The following is a 24,290-nucleotide window of genomic DNA, read 5'->3' on the forward strand; positions in this document are numbered from 1 at the left end:
TATTATTTTTTTCTTGTGTCAAAGACATATCGGAAAGTGAGGGTGGCATAGTGATGCAGGAAACTCCTGCCAGACTCGGTGTGGGTAGTAGCGGTGATGGAAGAGGCGTATTCGGTTTCCTTGTTCAGAATGTCACGGGCTGCAAGGGTCAGCTCCGCACGGTTCTTCAGGAACTTGCAGCTGACTTCTGCGTTCAGGACGAGCAGGTTGTTGTTCATCCTGTCAGAGACATATCCTCGGTTCAGATAGAAACAAGGAACGATTGTGAACGTCCAACGGCTGACATCGTAGCGGAGCCTCAGCTCCGTAGAATAACGGAAGATATTGTCTGTATTCTGGGCATCATCGCTGTAGTCATAGCGGTTCCAGTTGAAATCGTGATATGACGAGAGGGAAAGCTTATTGAAATCATAGACAAGTCCCAGTCTGGCCATAAGGTTAGAGAGGTTCTGGCGGTTGTAGCATATACCAGTCTGCTCGTCAATCATAGTAAGGATGCCGTAGGACACATTCCATTGTTCTGAGACACTGCTCTCCAACAGGAGATTCTTAGCCAACGAGCGTTCGTAATTCAATGATGCGCCCCAGCTGCTTCCGCCACGTACATTCTGCTTTTGTGAGCGATACGCTCCAGTCTGCGAATTGTATTGCAGTACAATGCCTATAGGGGCGTATACCCTTGCATAGTTGACCTCTACGCCAAGGACCTGACTGCCACGAGTCTGCATGAAGTTATATCGGAGATTGGCGTTCAGTGTATGTGATGTTGTCAGGGAAGGATTGCCCTGGTATACCAACAGTGGATTTGTGTCATCGGTATAGGCTATGCAGTCGAGGAGGTCGGCAGGAGTCTCGTCGTAAGAGAGATAGCTTTTCAGGCTCATCCCCTTTCGGATGCGCCATGTCAGCTCCAGCGATGGACGTACAAGCAGGAGGTCACGATGCGCCAACGTATCGAGGGCTGCCCTGCGGTAGTCGGTCTGCTCATGACGGTGAGTCAGTACGAGAGCTGGTTTCAATGTTATCTTCTGAAATGTCAGATTCATGTCTGTATTCAGTTCGTTGAGCCATAGGTCATCAGCCCTGCGGAAGCTGTTGTCCCAATCAGTCATGCCTGCCCTGTAGCGGCGCTCGTTGCGGAAGGTATGGGCATAGGTTGTGTGCCAATGGGCATGGAACATTGCCTGCTTTGTGAAGCCATGACTGAGGCTGAGACTTCCTGATATGCTTAGTTGGCTGTTAGGAGCATCATAGCTTTGCTTGTCCACGGTCTCCGTGGCTGTCTGGTGGTAACGGTACTCGCCAACGGAGTTGCCGTGATCATCCGTGTCAGAGTAATGTAGGCTTGCAGATAATGTGAAGGAGCCTTTAGCTGTATAGTGAGTCAATTCGCCATCAATGGTACCTGTAAACATTCTCAACGATGACAATGTTTGCAGAAGGGAGGAGTTGACGGGGTTGAGCGTCAGGGACTCAAACGTCTGCTGCTCTGAGCGGTTGCTGGTTTCATCTTTCTCGTACGCCGCATGTGCTGTAAGGAAAAGCGTGTTCTTAGGGCTAAGATTGATAAAGGACGAGAAGTCGAGGGGAGCCTTGAACTGGTGCCCGTAGCTGTACAGTTTGCTGTTGGTCTGCGTGGGTGTAGTGCCAGGAAGGAAAGTCCGGGTATTCTGCCAGCTGCTCTGCGGACGATCTGCGTGATTGGCTCCAGCAGTCAGGGTCATGTAGCTGCTGTTCTCCACCTTGAAGGCCGGTCGCCATGCATGCTTGTAGCCTGCCGCCCCCATCTGCTGACGTACGGCAGTACCTCCACTCTCGCCACCAGAGCTGCCCATGGTGTGAGTCACAACCCTTTTAGGCTCATCGCCAACATGGCCGAACAGCATGACTGGGTCGGAGTCGCTCAGGCGCATGCCGTCAAGTTCCGTACCATAGTTCTTGCTGGTATAGCCTGTCGCCTCAACGCTGCCATACCAGTTGTCCATAAATCCGGGCTTGATGGTAACGTCAAGCACATGTTCCTGAGTGCCGTCAGCTATGCCCGTTCGTTTCTCCAGCTCGCTTTTGCGCTCGTATGCCTTCACATCAGCCACAGCTTCTACGGGCAGCCGCTTCAGCAACAACTCCTCACTCAGTGCTTCCAAGCCGTTCATGCGGATTTTCAGTGGCTCGCCGTTCCACAGCAGGCGGTCGTCCCTCACGCTTACGCCGGGCAACTTCAAAACAAGGTCCAGCAAGCGATCGCCATCATCCATCTGGAAAGCACCTGGATTGAAGACAACCGTGTCTCCTCGCATGTAGAAGCGTCGCTGGCTGCCACTAACCAGCACCTCATTCAGCAGCACCTCACTGGGCTGCAGCAGGATGTCGCCTATGCGGATGGTGTCGCCAACATCCGTCCCCCTCATACGGAAAACTCTTGCCTCGTAGCCAAGGAACTTGACCATGAAAACAAGGTTTGTCCCACCAGAACATCTATAGCCGAAATATCCCAGAGAGTCCGTATATGCTACTGTGCTCATGGTGCAAAAGTCAGGTATTTCCTCCGACACCTCCACATGTGCGCCATCCAATGGCTCACGTGTTTCAGCATCAAGCACACGACCTTGAATCATGTCGGCATTAGCGACATTTGTAAGACAGAGTGCTGCGATTAGTATTATGTATTTTAGTTTCCTAATCATATAGTCGCTTTAAAGAGGATTGGTGGAAATCCACCAACCCCAACTTTTACTACTCACAATATTTCCAATACTGCTTAGTGGGACCTATGCATGCAACATAATGCCCTTCTTTAGCCCGACAGTCACCATTACAATTAGTAATACTTATTTGAGGATTTGAACCGCAAGAAGTGCTACAGGAAGTTGTTCTTGAGGAGACTCCTCCAACAATCTCACTCATTGATTTTATGTCCAAAGGATGACATGACGGATTTATCACAAACTTTTTCAGTTTCTTCATGGCCGTATTATCAATATGTTAAACAATCACACTGTCTCTTCTGCAGATAGCTGGTCTGCTCCCAATGGCGTAGTGCTTCGGCCATTGATATCTTGCAAGATATTTTTCTGTCTAATATAAACATTGGTAATCATTGCTAAGTCTTCCAAACCGTATTCATTTGGAATTATATGGCCATTTACCAATACCGTAGGGGTGGCAACCAAGGAAGTCTTCCTACGCCATGCGGCATGCTTCTTCATTTCCTCTTCTATCTCAGGAGTATGTATGGATTCAAAATTCTGCTTTGCTATCCTCTCATAATCATATTTTTCTTTCGTGTACCATAGCGCAAACCTGCGAAGAGCTTCTTTTCCCGTATTATTAAGATAGCAGGATATAAGATACCTGCTGCTGTCCTCCAGTTGCTTGTTAAATGACGTAAAGACATATTGTACGCAAATTTCCTTCTCTTCCATACCCAATAGCTCTTCAACGCGCTTGTGCATTCGCGCACATGGATTACAGTGAGGATTGCTTAGTATTGTCACACGCATTTTTGCATTAGAATTACCAAATATAATCGAAGAGTCACTGAGAGATGTCTCGTAGAACTCGCCTTTCTCGATAAGTGCTTTGGCTACATCTCCATTGGCTTTGATGGCACGGTACCGCTGTACGGCCTGCATGCGCTCATTTTCGCTCATATGGGCTAAGGCGTACTGGTGAGTCGCAACTATACAGACTGAAAAGGCAACACAAGACAACAGGCAGCTGGCAAAGTCGAACATAAAAGGTGACGTTAATTGCTGTAATACTGCCATTATGCCCATTGTCCAAATTACGACCTGTACAATCATGCACAATGCACACCAGCTTTTAGCAACACGCCCTTGGTAGTAAACACTCCAAATACCATACAGCATCGCTATCCAATTGACAGCAGCTACAAAACTTGAAGACGATGGCATGAGCGCAAGGAGCATTATGTTGGCTGTGAAGTAACCCAGTCCCACCTCACTCCAGCTGATGCCGAAAACTTTAGCCATGGGACCGTCAAGTACACTGTTGCAGTCTGCATGATGAAACAGGCTGCATACCTTGTCGCCATACCGACTTTCGCCAAGCAGCTGTTTTTCCATAAGCAGGACACATACGATGACACCTGCTGAACTCAGCGCTATGCGTGCCATGTGGAGGATTCCTATATCGTTGATATTGCTTGCCATTCCAACAACCACTGATAGAATCAACATTACAGGAATGATACATGTCTTTGCCATTGAGGCAATCTCTTCACGAAGATGTATCTTGTAATCAGGCTCTACAGCTTCTGTTGCTTCCTGCACGACAAGGGCATTTCCGGTCCATGTATGCAGAAAAGCGTCATGCGCCAGAGTTGTTTCCCTGCCATGCTGCAGGAACCTGATATTTTCAGCACCACACTCCAGACCTATTACAAAGTCGCCATGGGTATGCAATATGCAAGGATAGTTCATCTCTGAAAGATTCTTGTTTTCCACATACACGCCGAGCGTCTTCACACCATACACATCCAGCATCCTCTTCAATCCGTACATGTTGTTCTTGTGCGGATGCTCTTGGTATAGTGCCCTGATGAAATGCCGTGTATAGCCTACATCTAAAGCATCTAAAAAATGTTCAAGAATCGTCTTCATTTTGATATATATGTTTTCAATTCATCCGGTGACATGCAGCAGACCCTCACAAACTCCTCTCTCAGGGTTCTTGCATCATCCGCAGACTGGTAATTGGAATTTACGCCTCTTGGATGATACAGGTGGAAGAGTTCACCAGAGTGTATGTGGCAGACCTTGTGGCCAAGAATCGTAACACGGTGCAGACGCTCTGCGTCTTCAGGTCCCCAACCAGTGAAACGCTCGTTCTCGCCACCGCACTGTAGATACCGCCGTTTATGGACAATATAAGCCCCACCGCACAGCTTGCGTCCGAGAAAGGATTTCATTTTGAGGTTCTGGAGGTAATCAAAATCCAGCTTGCGGCGTGTTTGCTTCGAGAGTTGCTCTGGCAGCATGACAAAACGCCCGTCGTATGGATACGAGATGGTTGCCCCATTGTCAATGAGCTGCAATGCGGAATGTATCTGTCGGTAATCCACAAGGACATCGCTGTCCCAAATGGCTACCGTGTCTGTATGTGCCATTTCAATAAGTTGGTTTATGTAATGCGTCCTGTGGAAAACATTGCTGGTGTCCCGCACAAAATGGTATTCGATGTTGCTGCCCTTGCATATTTCGCTGGCCTGCGGCTCTGCATCTGCCTCCAAAACGATGACGGGACATTGCAGGGCGGCAAGGTATCTGACTACAGCCTGTAAATTTGCCCTTCTCTCCTCGCTGTCCATGCGTACGGGGATGCAGAATGAAACTGTCCCACTGTCAATTCCGTATGTGTTCATATCTTGCACGTACATATCCTTAAAGCATTATGCAGTATCTCATGTTCGGATGGGAAGCGTGCCTCACGAATGGCTGTACCGACATACAGGAGCGTCGTGTCAACCTTTGTAGGATAAAACGAATGCTCCCTCATGCTGAGAAGCATCGCAGCAAGACAGGGGGGAATATTATCATCCGTTTCCGCGACTTCACAAACCCAGTCCATATAATATATAAGGTGCTCCTTAATAAATGCCAGCTGGCCCGCCTCTGCAGCAGTTCCTCTCTCCAGTTGCAGAACACGCCACCAAAGATATACCCCTATGCCCGTCAAGCCGTAGAAGTCCAAGTCTATATCTGGATGGCTGTTTATCAGGCCAACCATCCGTGTGTCCAGATGCGGCAGGTAATCATATGGCAGCAAGCTGCTGGAGTTTTCCATTACGCCCCGTAACGATGCCCTTACACCTTCAGCCATAGCTGAGGAAGTATATTTCTCGTTATATTGCCTGAGGACAGCGCTGGAAGCACGGCGATAGGCAGAGTCGTCGGAAAGGAGCATGTCCAACCGTATTGCTATCTGGGATATGAACTCATCATCGTTGAAATCCGATTCGTTAATATGTACCCTTAGGTCTGGTGTCGGGTCAAGCATCTCTCCCAAGCCGGTAGAGTCTGTGCCGACAACGGGAATGCCATGCCTCATCATTTCTATGGCTGTATAGCTGCATTGCTCATGGAAAGAAGGCATGACACCGATGTAGGCTGTCTGATAAACACCTTCCACCTCACTTTGCGCCATCTTGCCAACAAAGGCTATCCTGCCTGTCAGCTTCCTTCCTTGAACCATATACGGCTGGAAATCTCCGTCCCCCACTATTACGAGACTTGCCTCCTTATGTTTTTCTGCAATCAGGGCAAAGGCTTCTATCAAGTACCTCAACCCTTTAATCTCGTCCAGACGGCCAACAAAAAGTATCTTGCGATCACCGATTTTATTATTTGCACCATTGCCATACACGTGCTCACCGATACCATTGTATACAAGTTGCATCTTGTCCACCGGTACTTTGTAATCGGAAGCAAGAATTCTCTTTGTGTTTTCAGAAAGCACCATTACCCTGTCCGCCAGATGCAGGAACATCATTTCTGCTGCGAAGCTTTGTGCGACAGCCCGTTCCATATCATCTGAGGGAATATGTCCCTCTGCTGTGATTTCCCTCATACGTCCGACGTTACCCCTCAGCTCAAAGCACCACTCCATATAATGCACTGTCAGCAGAATCCTGCTGTTCTTGTACCACGACTTGAGCAGCAATGCCAAGGGATAATGCTGGAAGTAGTTGAACTGGAACAGCACCATGTCATCCTTTCCGGCACCAATGCTTCTTGCAAGGAAATAGAAAATTGTCCGGCAATATGTCTCATTCTCAATGCCGGACAGAATCTGTGGTATGAGATAGTGGCGGACACCATTCCCGTCATCAGATATGGAGAATTCCTTGGTGTCGGCCTGCATCTCCACAAGTGAGACTTTCACGTCAGGCTGAGCGGACAGACAAACTGACAACTGCCTGACATATGTGCCGATACCGTAGTTGGCAGCGCGGCTTGAGTTGTTGAAAATAAAAATGTTAGTCATACGGGCAGTTCCTCCAGAATGTAGTATGCCGATCCGCCGTCTATGCCAATGGGCTTCTCCAAATAGTCTTCTATATCGAATGTCGGGCGGTTTAGCAGGCTGATGACATCAATGTCTGTAGCAGCAACCGCCCTGACAGCCAAGGCAGCCTGCAGCTCGGAAACATACAGCTCGTCAAAAGTCAACACCTTGCTGCAAGCCTTCTGCCTCATGGATATATAGAGCTGAATACCGGCGGCACCGGAGCGCACGGACATGTCCGTCATGCGGCGAGGGTCACGCTCCATTATTTTCGCGTCAATGTCGGCAAGTATGTCATTCAGGTCACAATCTACAAAGCCATGCATCTGCAACAATGTAGTTCCGTAGCCTATTCCTGCCAGACCATATTCCAGCCCTACTGGCATGTCTGTGTAAACCGCATCATTGACCTGCTGTATCAGGTCCCAGGCATATTCCTCTATCAGCTCATCATCGTAATGGTTGGCATAAGCATATAATGCAATGGCAACTCCCATCTTGCCATGAAACAGACCTAAATCATTCATGTACGAACTTCGTAATAGAAGGTAGTTTGTTATTTTTTCAAGTTCCGTATTTATTTCCATTTATTGCATAATTATGTGACAATGCTTATGAAACACTTTGTCAAACATGAGTTATTTTGAAGAAAACATGTATTCTATTGTCTTCTGTAGTCCAACCTCCAAAGGCACAATCGGCTGCCATCCACCAAGTGTACGAATGGCGAGAGAGATATCAGGGCGGCGGCGCTGAGGGTCGTCAAGAGGAAGATCACGCAATATGATTTCCGAGCGTGAGCCTGTCATTGACACTATCTTACGGGCCAAAGTCAGAACTGAGGTTTCACATGGATTGCCTATGTTCACAGGGCCTGTAAAGTCATCGGGGGTTCTCATAACCCTAAACATCGCATCAACGAGGTCATCAACATACATGAAAGAACGTGTCTGGGCTCCATCGCCATAGACGGTTATAGGCTCTCCGTTCAGGGACTGAGCTATGAAGTTGGACACCACACGTCCATCGTTAAAGGCCATACGTGGACCGTACGTGTTGAAAATACGGATAACTTTCACCTTTACACCATACTGCCGGTGGTAGTCCATACATAGGCTTTCGGCACAGCGCTTTCCCTCATCGTAGCATGAGCGCACACCTACAGGATTGACATTACCCCAGTAGTCTTCAGTCTGAGGATGTACATGCGGGTCTCCGTACACCTCGCTCGTTGATGCCTGCAACATTGGACAGTTGTTACGCCGAGCCGTTTCGAGCATGTTCATGGTTCCGAGAACCGCTGTCCTTGTTGTGGCAACGGGGTCTTTCTGATATTGCACAGGTGAGGCAGGACATGCAAGGTTGAATATCGCACTGATATCATCAGTACATACAAAATTTGCAATGTCATGATTAACGAACTTAAATCTTCCGTCTGGCATCAACTCTGCCACATTGGACTCACTGCCGGAAGACAAATTGTCCACACACAGCACAGATCGCCCCCGTTCCAACAAATGGCGGCACAAATGGCTACCAATGAAACCAGCACCTCCTGTAACAAGAACTCTGCTCATTGATTTCTGTTTTTACAGTTCAACCTCAGCACTGTACATCTTATCGCCTACGTACAGCACGAGTGTAAAATAACCTGTAAGGTCATCTGGAACAACTACCATGCCGTCCTGACCTATTACAGATGTGTACACAATGGTGCCGTCAGACACAACCTCTATGGTCTCGCCTGCGAGATACTCCGCGAAAGTGAAGACATGGTCAGATTGGATTGCGGATATTGGAGCCGGGGGAATCCGAGTTATAGGATGACTTTCATCATGAGGGTCATTGTACCTAAGTTGAACACAAATTGTCTCATCAACAATACTCTCTCCTTTGACATTGCTGGAAATAGCCAAAAGGAGCATTAACAATAATGTCTGCGTAATCTTTCTCATAATTTGTTTTTGCTGCAAATTTATCCGTTTTTAATTTGTCCGCATCAAAAAATGCGCAGAAATTTTACACCAACTTTACACCAAAAACAATATAACTTTTTGGTTGCCAGTACCATAGATAAATAATACACCAATTTTACAACAATGGTCATCAGCACTAAATGATGGTACCGGTAACTTTTTGCTTTTGTTGTGCGCCTGTAATTGCAACTGCTGTATTTTGCATGTTTTCCAATAGAGTCTTGGCACTTTTATCAGAAAAGAGCTTCTCGTTAGCACTCGCCTTGGCATTGCTTACAACTTGTGCTTTACAATTTATCAGATTGGCGATTTCCTTATTCTCAAATCCCAACCACAGCAAAGCGCATACTTTAAATTCTTGATGGCTCAGTTTTTTATTTTCAGTAAGTGTTGTATACAACAAAGGAAAATGACAAGAAAATTCCTTTCTAAAAGACATCCAGTTAATATCTTGGTTATTACTGTTTTTAGGTACAATTCTTGTCCGCTCTTTTAAAACAAGGTATATATGGCTTTTCTTGAAATCTTCCATTGAAGCGTTTATGTCCAACTTATACAACGAGGCAGAGAGCTGTTCTTTTTCGAAAGTTAAGTCGTAAATCTCCTTCTTGTGTTCTTCGTTACTGTAATCCAATTGTGAGCGTAATTTATCAACCTCACATATTGCTTTCTTATGAGAGTTGGAAATTTGACGGTACGCTTCTTCCGTTTCAGACAAGGAATTACCCAGATTTGCAATTCTACTCTTATATCTCCGGAACAGTCGTCTGCCATAAAATACCAATACAACTGCAACAACTGCGCATAGTAGTGCTATGCCAGTTAGGATCTTTCCAGACTTCTTCGCTTTTGTTTTTATCCTGTCAAAGGTGTGTGAGGAAGAGGCCTGAATCAACTCACTGGCTTTCTTCTGAGTCAATATGCTGTCCATCTCTGTCTCGCACAATCGTGTGTATTTGGAAACAGAATCGTTATCATGTTTTACAGAATATACTTTCAGTAAGCCCTGAGCCGATTCATAACCGTAGTTATAGTTTCCAAGTTTACGGTAATAATACTCTGCCGAATCAACATCTCCAACTCCAAGACTGTACATACCACGGATTTTATAATAATGCTCATGTCCTGCAAGAATGTTGTTTGAAGAGTCAAAAAGCCCTGACTCCCTTTCGTAAATATCCATATAATAGCGGGCCTTACTGAACTGTCCCCGTTCTAAACAGACGTATATCAAAACAGGATATACTCCTGCCGCCTCTTCATGCATCCCGTGCTCAAGATACCTGTTGCGGCAATCTTCCACCTTGCTTAATGCAGAAACAGTATCACCTAACGCATAGTGCAGATAAATCATCGCTTCGTGTCCGAAGCAGGCACTGACAGTATCTCCTGCTTTTTCAGAATACAGAATGTATTTCTCAAATTCTTTTAATGACTCATGCGGTGAATTGTATTCTTTGTACAGACCTGCCAGTTGTCCGTAAATACCGAACAAAGTCCTGTAATCGCAGTTCTTGTCCGTTGTATCAGCCTGTTCCGCAGCCTCAAGATACCATCTTACAGCTTTCGGTCCATTATCCTGGTCCCTGTATATACATCCCAGCAGATAGCGGGACAGCATGCGGTCGTTGGCAGAGCCGTGGCTGTCGTAATAGGAGACGACTTCCATGAAGGTGCTGTCGGATGGCATGGGGCGATAGAGCTTGTTCTGCGCCTTCGCCAATAGAAGTTGCAGCCGCATCTGTCCTGCCCTGTCACCATCATAGAGGTGAAGGGAGTCGAATAGCGAAAGGCTGTCGTAGGCAGCCTGCGGGTTGCTGTCCATCAGGCTGTCTATATGCTGGAGCCGAGCGTCATACGGGCTGCTGCATGTGCCGGAAAACAACATCACAGCAGCAAGTGACAGCAAAGCAACTATGGCAACTGTGAGCGTACGTTTCATGTGTTGAGACTGATTGCTGTTCATTTCACTGCAAAAATACAAATAATTAGTGAGCTTACAAAGTGTGATGTGTTAAAAAGTCAGCAAGCAGAAGGGAGGTATTGGTGTAGATAAATTATTGTCCCACGGAATTAGGATGTGCTTTATGTTCATCGGAATCCAATCGGATTGAAACGCAGCGTCAGTTTACGTTCCGTTTGCAGCTACAGGTCAATGGTCTTAAACAGACGAGAGGGCGTGACAACGTGACAACATATAATATATAAAAAACATGGGAGAGGAAATTAACGTACTATATAGTAAGCGAATTTCCCACTATATAGAATTCATATATATACCGTTGTCACGTTGTCACGCTACGTGAGCAGGAGGAATAGTCCATTTCCTGAAATGGGGCATGATGTTTCCCTTAATCGAAGTCTATAGTCCGAATACCTGTTCGTCTGTTATATTCCCATCAGCATCGGCAACTCGCCAATGGTCGATGTTGCGTCCGTCGAAAGCACGGAGCACGCTGAATGGGGCATACAAATCCTTACCGTTTCTTGATAAATGGTAGCCGTCGTAGTTCTTCTTCAACAGGGCGTAAGCCTCATCGGTCGTGATATTAAGGTTCTGCGCATATTCCTCAACACAGGGACGCAGCACCGTATTAAGTTCCTCCTGGGTTATGCCACACAGCCCGGAGTATTCATCGTACATGGATATCTGCGTCAGGTTGTTCAGCTCTGAGAAAATGCTGAGCTGCGAAAACTTCTGTGCCAATGAGGAAGAGCCAAGCTCGCTTGAGCTATTCCGAGTGCAGCCAGAAGTCATCATGGATAACTTCGTCACGCCCGTTATGAATACGAACCTTAGATAAGCACCCTCGTCCTTCAGCACCTGATAGAACTCACGAAGCATTGTGCGCATGGCTTCAAGCTGCTCAGGCTCGTACATAAGCCGCATTATGGCGGAGTCGTATTCATCGAGTATCACCACAGCCTTCTCGCCAGTCTGCTCGCAGGCATGATGGATAAGATCTCTGAAGCGGTCACCAGGACTTACAGACAGAGGGTCCGCCCATAAGTGCTTTCATATCATCTTATCAGAGATTCAAGTTTAGTCTTGGCTTCCAGTTCAGGCAGGTTCTTCAGTTCGCTCATGGTGAACTGTATTTGCTGACAAGGTCAAACACCATGTCGGTCTTGTCAACATAAACCTTACCGTCCTTGCGTATGTCTGCAAACTGGTCGGTATCTACAGGATATAAGAATCTGCCCATATTGCCTTATAAGTGAAGAAGACCCTCCCAGCCTCCCTTAAAGGGAGGAGAAGGAAAGTTAGAATTAAGAATCTGCACAAAGATAGTGGAAACGAGTGATGTGTCAAAACAAAAATGACTTTTTTGTATATCCGAGTGTAGCCTATCTTATTCTTCTTCATTTCATAAAAAACTTTAAGGAAACGTCTGTCATACAAATAATTATTATAACTTTGCCATTGTTATTGTTTTGTCTAACTTTGTAATATAGGAGATTTGTTTATGCTTGCAAGAAGAATTATTAGAAAAATATCGTTCTTGCTTTTGTCTTCAAGAGAGCGGCTGACACAGACTATGGCCGTTATATTACTATGTTCTCAGGTTTCAGCCATGCAGTCCTGTAAGCAAAGTACACAAAAGGAAATACTCACAGAACGGCAAATAGAGCTAAGGAACGAACGGAACCTTGCTGGAATACGTTTGAAGGAAATACTCGAAGAAAGGAATTTTGAGCGAGCACTCCTGTATGTGGATTCCCTGAATAGGGTTTTTCCCAATGACCCGCAATTTTATTTTACTGAAGGATGGGTGTATGACATGCAGGGAGATAGTTTACGGGCACGTGCCGCATACACCAAGTCCATAAGTATTTATGACTCGCTCATTGCCGATAAGCCCAATTTTGATGACATGATCAACAGGGCTGTGGTAGTGCAGATTCTATATGGAATGGAGGCTTATAACCAGGCACTGGATGAGATGCAATCAACATTCACAACTGCTAAGGATTCAGCGAATATAAAAATGTGGAAAGAAATTGGTGCGATAAAAAAAGAAGAGTTGTTCATAAAGTCCCCCCAGAAGAACAAGTAAAAGTGATGTTGAGGAATAAGAAAACACTGGCAAAATAAATATCCAAGTATTAACTATTATGATGAAAGAAATAATGGATGCATATATAATTAGATTCCGTAACCGTAAGCTACTTGCGATTGTACTGGCATTATTGAGCGTATTTCCTTTATCCGCCCAACAGAATGCTGTCGACCAAGAAACTACTGAAAGAGATACCCTGTTTTATTTATGGCATGACGCCACAACTGATGAATACCCCAATATGACTCCCGAAGACAGTTATATGGAACTGTATATAGAGAATGGTATATTGAAAAAAGGATTCTTTTGGGGTACAACAGACGAATTCGACAGGGGTAGGGAAGGCTATGAGTGCGGTTTTTTCGTTTTGCCAATGACGGAAATCCGACATGAAAAGGACTCAATACTGTTTAAGTTAAGTCCCATCAGGACAGATAAAGGTGAAACAGAGAACTGTTTTGTTAAGGCACCTGTAGACCGGCACATCCGTTCATGGCAGGAAGCCATGTCCCGTTATCAAACATGGGATAATATCACTGGAGGTTTGTTCGAAAAGGACTTTCTGTTCAGCATATCCTTTGGTCAAAAACAAAAATGCACGACACCCTATCGTTTCCCAACGGTAGACTCGATATCCGTACACAACCTGACCAATAATTCGCTCGAAAAAAGAACTTTCATTTTATTAAAATGAATCTATGGTTTTTGTGAAATCATTTCGGAAAGTCATTTTTTTCTAACTTAATAATATAGGAGATTTTTTATGCTTGCAAGAAGAATTATCATTCCACTATTGCTAACGTTTTTGTCTTTATGTGAGATGCAGGCACAGACGAGGTCACAGGCAGAACAGATAAAAGACTTTTATGCCTGTTATATGAAAGCTATTGAGACTTGCAACCAGAAAGAAGAAAACAAGTTGCTACAAGACTTCTTGACACCTGAGATGCAGGAAAAGAAAGGACGTCTGGTACAGGTAACAGGCTCTGACCCGCTGCTACGTGCACAAGATGTGTCAGAATATGGCAGACAGAGCTTGGCGTGCAGGCATTTGGATGGCTCATGGTATGAAGTCTCGTACCGATGGGATGAGAGTGACACTGTTGGTATAAAGATACCTGTAAGGATAAAAACAGACGCAAAGGGAAAAACGCGCATCTGCTATGTTACTCCCTACTGGGGAGGAAGCAGCTATGGCGACAGTCTGCTCGACATAGCTGAACAGACTGTAGATGACGGCAAGGATGCGGAAACCTTTGTGGCAACATTCTTCAAGACTTATGCCTACAATTACGTGAAAATGCAACCCACATTAGAGCAGGAGCTCGGACTGTTGCGTCAAACCTACTGTACGGCTGACATGCTGGGAAAATACAATGCTTTGTCACAGCAGTATATGGATGATGCCAGTCCGGTAGATCCTCTGATAGGATGTGCTGACTTTGATGCTTTCTGGTACAGCTCGCTAAGGGTAAAACCTTTAGGGAAGAACTGGTTTGAGCTGAGTTACAATGCAGATGCCAATGGCTGGAGCATACATGTAAAAGTTATGGTGTCGGAACAGAACGGGAAATACCGCATCTCAGATTTGGAGTAATTAAAGTTTAGAGTTGAATTAAAGTTTATGGTTTAGAGTTTAATGTTTAATGTGGAATGTTTTAAAGTTTAGAGTTTAATGTTGAATGTTTAATGTGGGATGTTTTATAGTTTATGGTTTAGAGTTTAATTAAAGTTTAGAGTTTAGAGTTTAATGTTTAATGTGGAATGTTTATCCCGAAAAGTCGATGACATTCAACATTAAACTATCAACATTAAACATTAAACCTTAAACATTCAACTTTCAACTTTCAACATTCAATATCCTCGAATGGTTTTGCGGAAATGCACTTCAGGTTCTTAGCGAGCTGCTGCGTGCTGCTGGCTCCTACAAGAACGCTCGTCACGCCCTGCTGGTGTAATATCCATGCGAGCGCCATCTCGGCAAGCGTCTCGCCGCGCTGCTTGGCTATGGTGTTGAGTCTTGTTATATACTCCAGAAGCTCAGGTGTGAGTTTGTCACTCTTGAGAAATCTCTCTTTTGACATCCTTGAATCCTGCGGAATACCGTTGAGGTATCTGTCGGTGAGCAGTCCCTGTGCCAGTGGCGAGAAACTTATGAAGCCTATTCCGTTATGGTTGCAGTAGTCGAGTATTCCTTCCTTGACAGGTTCGCGGTCGAGAAGGTTGATGCGTCCCTGATAGATGAGCAGAGGCACGTCGTGGTCACGCAGGTATTCGTCGGCAACTTTCAGTGCCTCCAGTGGCCAACGGCTGATGCCGACATAAAGGGCTTTACCTTGACGGACAATGTCTACGAGAGCCTGCAACGTCTCCTCGAGTGGAGTGTTGGGGTCGTATCGGTGGCTGTAGAACAGGTCTACATAGTCGAGGTGCATACGCTTGAGGCTCTGGTCGATGCTCGCCATGAGGTATTTGCGTGAGCCCCAGTTGCCGTATGGTCCCGGCCACATGTCGTAGCCGGCCTTAGTGGCTATGAACAGCTCATCCCTATAGGGCCGGAAGTCATCGTCGATGAGCCGTCCCATTGTCTGCTCTGCCGAGCCGTAGGGTGGTCCGTAGTTGTTGGCAAGGTCGAAATGTGTGATGCCGTTGTCGAAAGCATAGCGTGCAATCTCCCTGCTTCTCTCGTAGGGGTCTACTCCTCCAAAGTTATGCCAGAAGCCAAGTGATATCTTCGGCAGCAGCACGCCGGAGTTGCCGCATCTGCGGTACATGGTCTCCGCATTGTCGTAACGGGTAGGCGAGAAGCCCGAAAGAGTCTCGGCTGGAGGGATTGTGAAAATGTTTGCAGTCATGGAGCTGTTTGTTTTCTAAGATGTTAATAATTAAGTTTCGCATGTGCTCCGCTCGGCTTTGCCGCTTCGCTTTGCGAAGAACTTTAGGAGTTCTCTCTTAGGAGAGCGGCAAAGCCGAAACTCGCTTAGGCGAGCGGCAGAGCCGAAACTCTCTTAGGAGAGCGGCAAAGCCGAGCGATAAGAAGATATTGTTCCCTTTGGTCGCTCAGGAAGTTAAAAGACATAACCTCGCATCATACGTCATTTATCTTCATTTATCTCCTTTTTACTACTTACGAAAGTTAAGTTAATTATTTTTCTCTTCTCTTTCTATCAGTTGCAGCAGTCGGGTGACGGCTTCTTCCTCAGGGATGTTTTTCTCCACGCATACTTGTCGTCTGTATAGCGACACCTTGCCCGGTCCTGCTCCTACGTAGCCGTAGTCCGCATCGGCCATCTCGCCAGGTCCGTTGACGATGCATCCCATGATGCCAATCTTCAGTCCCTTCAGATGATTGGTAGCCTGCTTTATTCTGGCTATAGTCTGTTGCAGGTTGTAGAGCGTGCGCCCGCATCCTGGACAAGATATATATTCCGTGCGGGTGCTTCTTAGGCGTGCAGCCTGCAGGATGGCGAAGGCGGTATCCTCGATGTCTGCATCGGCAATGGTACCATTGTTCATAAGCCACAGTCCGTCTGTCAGTCCGTCCATCATCAGTGCCCCCATGTCGGCGGCGGCATCGAGCTGGAATGTCTCCTTGTCGTCGAGTGAGTACATCTGTGCAAACACAACAGGGTTGGTTACTCCCGCATGCATCATCTCGTTGACGAGGGCCCGCTGGCATGCGAGCTTGTTCTGATGGTTGGAAACGCATACCACCACTACCTCGGGATGCAGTCTGAGACAGGCAAGGTACTCCTCGGCAGGAGTGCCAAACTGCAGGACGAGGAATTTCAGAGGAGCCTTTATGGCAGAGATGAACGGCATTGCCTGGGCAGGGAAGATGGGGAAGGTGTTCGCCGTGCCGTCATAGACGTTGTAGTCAACGATATACCTCCGTCCGTCTGCCTTAGGTTTCTTGTCTCCCACGTACACATAGTCGGCCTTCTCTCCCTCTTTCGACGTAATGACTATTGGCAGGCAGTCGCCACCGATATTCTCCACAGCCACTGTCTTCCTGCGCGACGGATGAAGCCAGTCGTAGGCATCGGCCTTCACTGCAGGAACCACCATGTGTCCCTGCCGTCTGGTGATATAGTCTGCCAGATGCTTGGCCACAGGAATCTCTGCCTCGGGCTCCTCGCTCAGCGACACACGTATGGTGTCGCCGATGCCGTCGGCGAGCAATGCTCCTATGCCTACAGCGCTCTTTATGCGGCCGTCCTCACCCTCGCCAGCCTCCGTTACACCGAGATGGAGCGGGTAGTGCATGTCCTCATGGTCCATGGCGTCTACGAGCAGCCTTACAGACTGGACCATCACTACTGTATTCGATGACTTTATGGATATTACAATGTCGTGGAAGTCGTTGTCACGGCATATACGCAGAAACTCCATGCAACTCTCCACAATACCCTGTGGCGTGTCACCGTAGCGGTTGCGTATGCGGTCGGAGAGAGAACCGTGGTTGACACCTATTCTCAAGGCCGTGTGGTTGGCCTTGCAGATGTCGAGCAACGGCACCAGCCTGCTTTCAATCTTCTTTATCTCCTGGGCATATTCCTCGTCGGTGTAGCTAATCTTCTCGAACTTTCTTGCCGGGTCTACATAGTTGCCGGGATTAATCCTCACCTTCTCGGCATATCTTGCAGCTACATCGGCAACATTGGCATTGAAGTGTACGTCGGCGACAATAGGCGTGAGAAATCCCCTTTCCCTGATGCCGGCATTGATGTTGCGCATGTTCTCAGCCTCACGTGTGCCCTGCGTGGTGAACCTCACCAGCTCGCCTCCAGCCTGTATAATCCTTATGGCCTGCTGTACCGAAGCCTCGGTGTCGTTGGTGTTTGTTGTCGCCATCGACTGTATGCGTATGGGGTTGTTGCTTCCCATACGTATGCTGCCGACATTAACCTCGGTGGTCTGTCGTCTGTTGTATTGGAATAGGTCGGTCATGGTATTCCGGTCGTTAGCACTTGTATTCATACTCGCTGATGGCGGCAAGGTCGCGGTTGGCTTTCTCTATCTTCTCGCCAAGACCCTTCTTCCATTGCTCTATTTTCCCGGCTACCTCGCTGTCGGCCAGCGCTATCATCTGTGCAGCGAGAATAGCCGCATTCTGTGCAGCGTTCACTCCCACCGTTGCCACAGGGATGCCCGGAGGCATCTGCATGATAGAGAATACGGCATCGAGTCCGTCGAGAATGCCACCCTTTATAGGAACACCGATGACGGGCAACGGTGTCGATGCGGCTATAACGCCAGGCAGGGCGGCTGCCATGCCGGCACCGGCAATGATTACCATCACGCCACGCTGCTTCGCATTCTTGGCAAACTCCTCGACTGCATCGGGAGTGCGATGTGCTGACAGGGCGTTAACCTCGAAAGGAATCTGCTGGTCGTTGAGCCACTTCATGGCCTTCTCCATAACGGGCAGGTCGCTTGTTGAGCCCATTATAATACTTACTTTTGGTGTCATTGTGTATATTTTATTTGTATATTATATATTGATGTTTACTTGTCTACTTGTAAGCTTGCAACTACAGAATCAGGAAGAATCCACATACAAGTCCTACGGCAAATCCGGCTACTATCTGTTGCAGGCTATGCTGCCGAAGTATCATCCTCGCCGTTCCCACGACGCCTGCCGTCATTACAATTATTGAGAACCACAGCGTGGGATTGAACTCGAACACCAGCGACACAGCGAACAAGGCTCCCGCCATGCCGCCTATGCCTGCCATATGGATGGATATCTTCCACCAGACGTTGATGAGGGCGCATACCACCTGTATCATGAGTGCCGTCACGACAATGTTTGCCATAAACTGCGGTATTCGCAACACTATCATTATGTAGTAGCACAGGAAATAGCACATGATGGATGTGATGTATGGCACCATCCTTCTCTCCTTCTTTCCCATCTGTGTGGACGTCCATCCCTGATACCGGCGGTACATATAAATCATCACCGTAGGCAGCAGGATGGTGAAGGCATAGACAATGGTTAGAACCTGCAGCTTGTATCCCAACGGCAGGTTGCTCATGTAGCTGAACAAAAACAGCGCAATGAGACTTACCAGCGGCAGGTAGAAAGGCGTGAATATCATGCTGACAATGCGTGCGGCCAGAATGACGTGTTTCACATTGCCGTGCCATACCACCATGTTCTGGTTTCCAGCCGGACTGCTATCTCCAACAGTGCCGCCAAAAGTCATAGGTGTCGTGTTGTGCTTGTCTTGTGATAAGTTTTCCATAAACCGATTATGAAGATGATAATATCTTTTTTGTTTGTTCCCTTTTGCCACGAAGACAATAATCAGCCGGGTGCTATTCCTTTCTGAGCCTTGCCACGGGCAACCCCATCTGCTCCCTGTATTTAGCCACCGTGCGCCTTGCTATTGCCATTCCTTTACTGGCGAGCATGTCGGCAATGGCATCATCGCTGAGAGGTTTCTTCTTGTCCTCGCCGTCAACGATTTCCTTGAGAGCCATCTTTATCTTGCGTGTGGACACGTCCTCACCATCGGACGTTGTGTATGAGTCGGTGAAGAAGAAGCGTAGCGGATAGGTGCCCCATCTTGTCTGCGCGTACTTCATGTTGCTCACCCTGCTGATGGTGGATATGTCGAGCCCCGTCTTCTGTGCAATGTCCTTTAGTATCATTGGCTTAAGCTCGCTCTCGTCACCGTCTTTCAGAAAGTCGTGCTGCCATTCTGCTATGGCCTTCATGGTTTTGTATAGCGTCTGCCTTCGCTGCCTTACGGCATCAATGTATGCCTTGGCCTTGTCGACCTTCTCCTTAGCGTAGAGCAGTGCCTCCTTGGCTTGTCTGTTCATGCCGGCACTGTTCTTGCTGAATTCCTCTGCCATGTCGGCGAAGCTCCGCGACACACGCAGATCGGGTATCTCTCCCTTGTTCAACGTGAAACTGACGTTGCCTTCGTCATCGGTATCGATGATGAAGTCGGGAGTAATCTGATTGACGCTCCTTCCTACTGTCTCTCCAAGCGAAGACCCAGGCTTCGGGTTCAGTCTTTTCATCTCCTGTTGTAAGGCTTTGACCTGAATATCGTTGAGTCCCAGCTCCTGAGCTATGCTCCCCCAGTGTTTCTTGGTGAACTCGTCGTAATGGTTTCCCACTACCTTAGTCATCAGCTCCTTGAGCTTTCCATCTGGTTTGCGCTCAATTTGTAGCATCAGGCACTCCTTCAGGCTCCTTGCGCCTACGCCGGCGGGGTCGAAGCCTTGCAGCACCGTCAGCACATCGGCAACCTCCTCTTCACTGACGTCCACATTATTATAAATGGCAAGCTCATCGCACAGGCTGCTCAGGTCTTTGCGCAGCAAGCCGTCATCGTCGAGCGAGCCTATGAGGTACTCCATAACAGTCTGCTGTACAGGCGTCAGTTCCACCTCGGCCATCTGCTCCTTAAGCTTGTCATAGAACGAGGTGGTGTCACCATATACCATTTCCTCATAGTCGGCATTGTCCCTGTCGTTTCGCTGCCATATCTCCGGCATCTCGTCGTCCATTCCGATACCTTCAAGAGCCGTGTCGAGAGCCTCCTCTCTTTCCTCACGCTCGGTCTTGGCATCGAAGTCCTCGTCCTCGTCATTGCCATACTCTTGCTGCCAGTCGGCATTGTCAGGGTCCTCGTCACACTTTTCCAAAGCAGGATTGTCGTCAAGCTCAGCCATGACGTTCTCCTCAAGCTCCGCAAGCGGCATCTCGAGCATCCTTATCACGGCAAGCTGCTGCTGGGTGAGCCTGAGCTGCTGAACCTGTTTCTGTTCCTGTATTTGTATCAAGTTTTGTGCCATGGTGCAAAATTACGAAAAATATTCCTTTAGCTGCTGGGCAAGGGCCGACAATTTTTCCTGTCCTTCGTTGGCATGGACTTGCCATATCCTCAAGCAATGAGCGTCAAGCTGCGTGGGGATTTTCTGCTTGTGGGCCAGGCATGGGTCGCAATTGCGGAATGCCGCAAGCGCAGCAACAACATCACTGGCATCTATTTGCATGACTTTAGCCAGCTCTATCACCTCAGGAGTATCTGTAACCATGGTCTGAGGGGTGAGCCGGAAATACAGGTCGAGCACCATCACAAGCATCACAGGCGTGAGCACGGTAGAGTCATCAAGAGGACGGAAATCTTTCTCGAAGCTCTCGTTAACCTCCACACCCTCATAGAAAATATCCGCACTGCCAAAGCCAGACATGCCACGGAGCTTCTCTACCTTTTTGGCCAGCTTTCTGAGATTTTTGGCATAGCGTTCCATCAGCCCACTCAAAACCCTCGAACCCCTCAAATCCTTCGAACCCTCAAATTCCTCTATCTCTTCAAGCTTTTGCATCATGCGATACAGGTATTGAGGATGGATATGTAGCTCAATAGCCAGGTCTATGACAGCTCTGCTGTATAAAGGCTTGATGCCAACGGGTTTTCTCAGATAAAGCTGAATGAGTAAAGGCCAGTAATCATCGTGCCACAAAGATTGTCTTCCCATGTCGATACATTTTTTGCAAAAATACAAAAAACTTTCCTACCAATGGGTATGTATATTGCAAAAATAATAAAAAAACTCCCTTACCTTGCTACCTGCGCGACAATTACACACATGAGCATCTGCATTTGGGTGCCCAATTTTTGCACATCAAATTGTACACCCTATTTATGAATTAGGAAATATGAATTAATCTCGCGTCGCTGCGATTAAGAATTACGAGTTATGAATTATTGCCGACTTGCCAAAATGATTTCACGAAATAATTACTTTATCGGATGGAACAGCCTGTTCCAATCTTCATACCCCCAACCATAGAAACGTTCGTCTTCCTTTCCTGCTCGTATAAATGCATCAGATGTGATAAGCAACGCACCGCCTCCCATGTTGTCCCCCGTTATTTTTTTGCATATTATTAAGCTATTCTCGGTAGCAAAATTACTGCAAAAAGTTTAATTCGCAGTAATTTTGTGCCGAGAATTCATACCTAAATGTTTTTGATGCCAGTTGTTATCTCACGCCTGCTACTTCAACATCTCGTATGTATCGATTCCATCACTTGGTCCAATAAGTCCTTTTGTGACCAACTTTGTCACAAACACACCTTTTGTCTTGTCGAATGACTGTATTGATGCGCAATACGTGATTTTCATAATCTCGTTCGCCGAAACAATGTAACGTCCTTTAGTGTTCTTCCCAACCTTGGAATAGTCGAATTTGGAATATTCGTATGACGTTATAGGAGTATCTGTGAAGTAATATGGACTTGGACTAAACGAGCCGTCTTTGTGGCGCCAAATTTCCTGACTCTGGGTGTATTCGTAGACGTTGCCACTTGTGTCCCCTTTTACTCTCCATTTTGTTCCATTCAACTGTGAGGTTGATACTGTTACCTGTGCCATGCTTATAGAGGCTATAGCCATAAACAAGCCTGTTGATAATGTTCGTAATGTTTGCATCTTTATGGTACTTTTATATTATTAAAAGATATATACACTTCATGTATCATACTACCTCCATATACACATATCTGCTTCATAATATCCTTCTTTGGGACTAAGAACGAGTGGTGTGGAGTATCTGAATGAGCTTATCTTGTCAAACATATCCGACAGTTCTTTAGTAGTGAATATATTTAAAAGACTGACATTCGATTTAATTCGTGTACAAATAACATGGCCGTCATCTATGATTATTGTTCTGACAAATATACCCATATCCTTAACTGACAGCCTTCTTTTGTTGTTGGTAAATAAATCTTTACAGTATTGAGCCAAGTTCTTAGCCTCCTGCCTACGCAAGGGGTCGTTAGTCCAAGCTGGAGTTGTTGCTAGCCCAACTTCATCGTAAGCCTTTTTGGTATTCTTTATATTTCTCGCCTTTTCGTTATACACATTTATTGTATAATAATACAAATCGTATTTCGATACGTGGTATTCTGTAACAACTCTATCCCCGACCGTTTCTGTTCTGATATCATCAGCGAAACAATATTGATAAAAAAAGAGAAATGCTACGAGGCAGATAAAACGAGAAAACTTGATGTTGCCAAAACCGTCTGTTAATATGCAGTTTTTAATCGTTTGCAAATATTTATCTAATGTCATAATATTATATATTTTATTGTTTTTCCTTTATTTTTCCATTTTGTTCCATTCAATTGTGATGTTGATACTGTTACCTGCGCCATGCTTATTGAGGCGGTTGCCATAAACAAGCCTGTTAATAATGTTCGTAATGTTTGCATCTGTATGGTATTTTTATGTTCTGTTGAAGCGGACTGATAATCCGCTCCAACAGGCATCATATTACTTATTCCGAAATACGTTTAAGAGTTAGGGTAACATAACCTGCTAACCGACCTATTGTTTTCTCTGTATACGTTCTAAGTATCAGAGTGTCATTTTTAAGACTCATTACCTCATAATACTTGATTCTCTTCAGTTTTTCAGCATAATATATTATATGTGTTCCACTTCTTGTTTGCCCGACTAAGGACGGTTCGTATTTGCTTGGAATACCAGTAAACAGATAATATGGTCTACTATATATTGAAGGGGCATCAATAAGCTTATATTTCCAAGTCTGTTTCATTGTATCTCCCGTAAACTCCCAAGTGTTAACACAATCTTTATAGTTTTCGTCAATTAATCTCCACTTCCCTACTAATTGGCTACGCAACACAGGAGTTCCCGCCTTGCTTGTACAGCAAAAAACAATAAACGTCATTAATAATAATATTTTTTTCATATTCTGTCAGATTTTGATTATTATTATTCATCCACGTCTGGTAGCCAGTATTCCCATTCTCGAAAGTGAAATTCTGTGCTTTGATGAAAAAGGCATCACCGAAGCCCATTAATGGAAGTAAAGTTAGCAAAAATATTACTATTCCAAATGTCTTTCTCGTCAGTTGTCTCCTTTTTTAACAATTATTGTACGAAGAACCTGCTTGCCTGCTGAGATGTTCAGCACATGATAGCCCGGTCTTATGTCAGGACTAAGCGTAACTTTGTGTTTCCCAGCCTCAAACGTGCCAAGGCTTTGCTGCCAAATCAACACACCAAACTTGTCGAATACCCTTGCCGTGGCAGTGGCATTCTTCCGCAGCATCTCTGTCGAGTAATCAAGCCCATAGTGCCGTGCTATCATGCGCAGGGATGTCGGCCCACAGTCAGAGGAATTGTTCTGCTTGAAGTGTGGAAAGCGTTTGAGGAATTTCATA

General features: G+C 46.3%; 24 protein-coding genes. 3 read left to right on the forward strand and 21 right to left on the reverse strand.

The window, feature by feature from the left end:
• Positions 1-2: 2 nt before the first annotated feature.
• The 10 genes from CIL02_RS03210 to CIL02_RS16845 all read right to left on the reverse strand — a co-directional run bounded on the left by CIL02_RS03210 (position 3) and on the right by CIL02_RS16845 (position 12,208).
• The gene (locus CIL02_RS03210) at positions 3-2,684 is read right to left on the reverse strand and encodes an outer membrane beta-barrel protein (protein ID WP_094399044.1); all 2,682 of its coding nucleotides are present in this window, start codon (positions 2,682-2,684) and stop codon (positions 3-5) included.
• Between the two features lie 306 nt (positions 2,685-2,990).
• Entirely contained in the window at positions 2,991-4,622 is a 1,632-nt protein-coding gene (locus CIL02_RS03215) for a vitamin K epoxide reductase family protein (RefSeq protein ID WP_094399045.1), read from the reverse strand.
• Positions 4,619-5,383 (reverse strand): galactosyltransferase-related protein, encoded by a 765-nt coding sequence (locus tag CIL02_RS03220; protein ID WP_240513511.1) that lies wholly within the window; start codon positions 5,381-5,383, stop codon positions 4,619-4,621. The genes CIL02_RS03215 and CIL02_RS03220 overlap by 4 nt, the downstream gene beginning before the upstream one ends.
• Positions 5,380-7,005 carry a glycosyltransferase gene (locus CIL02_RS03225; protein ID WP_094399047.1) on the reverse strand — a complete coding sequence of 542 codons (1,626 nt, stop codon included), beginning with the start codon at positions 7,003-7,005 and terminating at the stop codon, positions 5,380-5,382. The genes CIL02_RS03220 and CIL02_RS03225 overlap by 4 nt, the downstream gene beginning before the upstream one ends.
• Complete coding sequence (locus CIL02_RS03230; RefSeq protein WP_240513512.1) at positions 7,002-7,553, reverse strand: hypothetical protein; 552 nt, start codon at positions 7,551-7,553, stop codon at positions 7,002-7,004. The genes CIL02_RS03225 and CIL02_RS03230 overlap by 4 nt, the downstream gene beginning before the upstream one ends.
• Before the next feature lie 111 nt (positions 7,554-7,664).
• Positions 7,665-8,603 carry a UDP-glucuronic acid decarboxylase family protein gene (locus CIL02_RS03235; protein ID WP_094399048.1) on the reverse strand — a complete coding sequence of 313 codons (939 nt, stop codon included), beginning with the start codon at positions 8,601-8,603 and terminating at the stop codon, positions 7,665-7,667.
• 12 nt (positions 8,604-8,615) lie between these two features.
• Positions 8,616-8,981 (reverse strand): hypothetical protein, encoded by a 366-nt coding sequence (locus CIL02_RS03240; protein ID WP_094399049.1) that lies wholly within the window; start codon positions 8,979-8,981, stop codon positions 8,616-8,618.
• A gap of 157 nt (positions 8,982-9,138) precedes the next feature.
• Entirely contained in the window at positions 9,139-10,944 is a 1,806-nt protein-coding gene (locus tag CIL02_RS03245) for a hypothetical protein (protein ID WP_141210101.1), read from the reverse strand.
• Between the two features lie 420 nt (positions 10,945-11,364).
• Positions 11,365-11,997: an AAA family ATPase gene (locus CIL02_RS03250; RefSeq protein ID WP_256387546.1), complete on the reverse strand. Its 633-nt coding sequence runs from the start codon at positions 11,995-11,997 to the stop codon at positions 11,365-11,367.
• Positions 11,998-12,085: 88 nt separating this feature from the next.
• Positions 12,086-12,208, reverse strand: a complete 123-nt coding sequence (locus CIL02_RS16845) for a hypothetical protein (RefSeq protein ID WP_256387545.1) — start codon at positions 12,206-12,208, stop codon at positions 12,086-12,088.
• A gap of 261 nt (positions 12,209-12,469) precedes the next feature.
• Here CIL02_RS16845 and CIL02_RS03255 point away from each other — a divergent pair, with 261 nt between their 5' ends.
• The 3 genes from CIL02_RS03255 to CIL02_RS03265 all read left to right on the forward strand — a co-directional run bounded on the left by CIL02_RS03255 (position 12,470) and on the right by CIL02_RS03265 (position 14,660).
• On the forward strand, positions 12,470-13,060 hold the full coding sequence (locus CIL02_RS03255; protein ID WP_141210102.1) for a hypothetical protein: 591 nt from the start codon (positions 12,470-12,472) through the stop codon (positions 13,058-13,060).
• Between the two features lie 58 nt (positions 13,061-13,118).
• The gene (locus CIL02_RS03260) at positions 13,119-13,757 is read left to right on the forward strand and encodes a hypothetical protein (RefSeq protein ID WP_206073467.1); all 639 of its coding nucleotides are present in this window, start codon (positions 13,119-13,121) and stop codon (positions 13,755-13,757) included.
• A gap of 183 nt (positions 13,758-13,940) precedes the next feature.
• Positions 13,941-14,660, forward strand: coding sequence for a hypothetical protein (locus tag CIL02_RS03265; protein ID WP_094399053.1), 720 nt, complete (start codon positions 13,941-13,943; stop codon positions 14,658-14,660).
• 250 nt (positions 14,661-14,910) lie between these two features.
• Here CIL02_RS03265 and CIL02_RS03270 read toward each other — a convergent pair whose 3' ends face one another.
• The 11 genes from CIL02_RS03270 to CIL02_RS03315 form a co-directional block, all read right to left on the reverse strand.
• Entirely contained in the window at positions 14,911-15,918 is a 1,008-nt protein-coding gene (locus tag CIL02_RS03270; protein ID WP_094399054.1) for an aldo/keto reductase, read from the reverse strand.
• Positions 15,919-16,204: 286 nt separating this feature from the next.
• A complete protein-coding gene (locus CIL02_RS03275; RefSeq protein ID WP_094399077.1) occupies positions 16,205-18,013 on the reverse strand; it encodes a 4-hydroxy-3-methylbut-2-en-1-yl diphosphate synthase in 1,809 nt (602 codons plus the stop codon).
• A gap of 13 nt (positions 18,014-18,026) precedes the next feature.
• Complete coding sequence (gene purE, locus CIL02_RS03280; RefSeq protein ID WP_094399055.1) at positions 18,027-18,536, reverse strand: 5-(carboxyamino)imidazole ribonucleotide mutase; 510 nt, start codon at positions 18,534-18,536, stop codon at positions 18,027-18,029.
• 61 nt (positions 18,537-18,597) lie between these two features.
• Positions 18,598-19,224 (reverse strand): hypothetical protein, encoded by a 627-nt coding sequence (locus CIL02_RS03285; protein ID WP_094399078.1) that lies wholly within the window; start codon positions 19,222-19,224, stop codon positions 18,598-18,600.
• A 163-nt stretch (positions 19,225-19,387) separates the two neighbouring features.
• On the reverse strand, positions 19,388-20,881 hold the full coding sequence (rpoN, locus tag CIL02_RS03290; RefSeq protein WP_094399056.1) for an RNA polymerase factor sigma-54: 1,494 nt from the start codon (positions 20,879-20,881) through the stop codon (positions 19,388-19,390).
• A 9-nt stretch (positions 20,882-20,890) separates the two neighbouring features.
• The gene (locus tag CIL02_RS03295) at positions 20,891-21,568 is read right to left on the reverse strand and encodes a hypothetical protein (RefSeq protein WP_094399057.1); all 678 of its coding nucleotides are present in this window, start codon (positions 21,566-21,568) and stop codon (positions 20,891-20,893) included.
• Between the two features lie 521 nt (positions 21,569-22,089).
• A complete protein-coding gene (locus CIL02_RS03300) occupies positions 22,090-22,524 on the reverse strand; it encodes a hypothetical protein (protein WP_141210104.1) in 435 nt (144 codons plus the stop codon).
• 51 nt (positions 22,525-22,575) lie between these two features.
• Positions 22,576-23,172, reverse strand: coding sequence for a hypothetical protein (locus CIL02_RS03305; RefSeq protein WP_094399059.1), 597 nt, complete (start codon positions 23,170-23,172; stop codon positions 22,576-22,578).
• Positions 23,169-23,372 (reverse strand): hypothetical protein, encoded by a 204-nt coding sequence (locus CIL02_RS15975; RefSeq protein WP_141210105.1) that lies wholly within the window; start codon positions 23,370-23,372, stop codon positions 23,169-23,171. The genes CIL02_RS03305 and CIL02_RS15975 overlap by 4 nt, the downstream gene beginning before the upstream one ends.
• A 5-nt stretch (positions 23,373-23,377) precedes the next feature.
• Complete coding sequence (locus CIL02_RS03310) at positions 23,378-23,815, reverse strand: hypothetical protein (protein WP_141210106.1); 438 nt, start codon at positions 23,813-23,815, stop codon at positions 23,378-23,380.
• Positions 23,816-23,974: 159 nt separating this feature from the next.
• Complete coding sequence (locus tag CIL02_RS03315) at positions 23,975-24,289, reverse strand: cysteine peptidase family C39 domain-containing protein (RefSeq protein WP_170934996.1); 315 nt, start codon at positions 24,287-24,289, stop codon at positions 23,975-23,977.
• Between the last annotated feature and the right edge of the window lies 1 nt (position 24,290).

The sequence above is a fragment of the Prevotella sp. P3-122 genome, from assembly GCF_002251365.1.
Lineage (GTDB): Bacteria > Bacteroidota > Bacteroidia > Bacteroidales > Bacteroidaceae > Prevotella.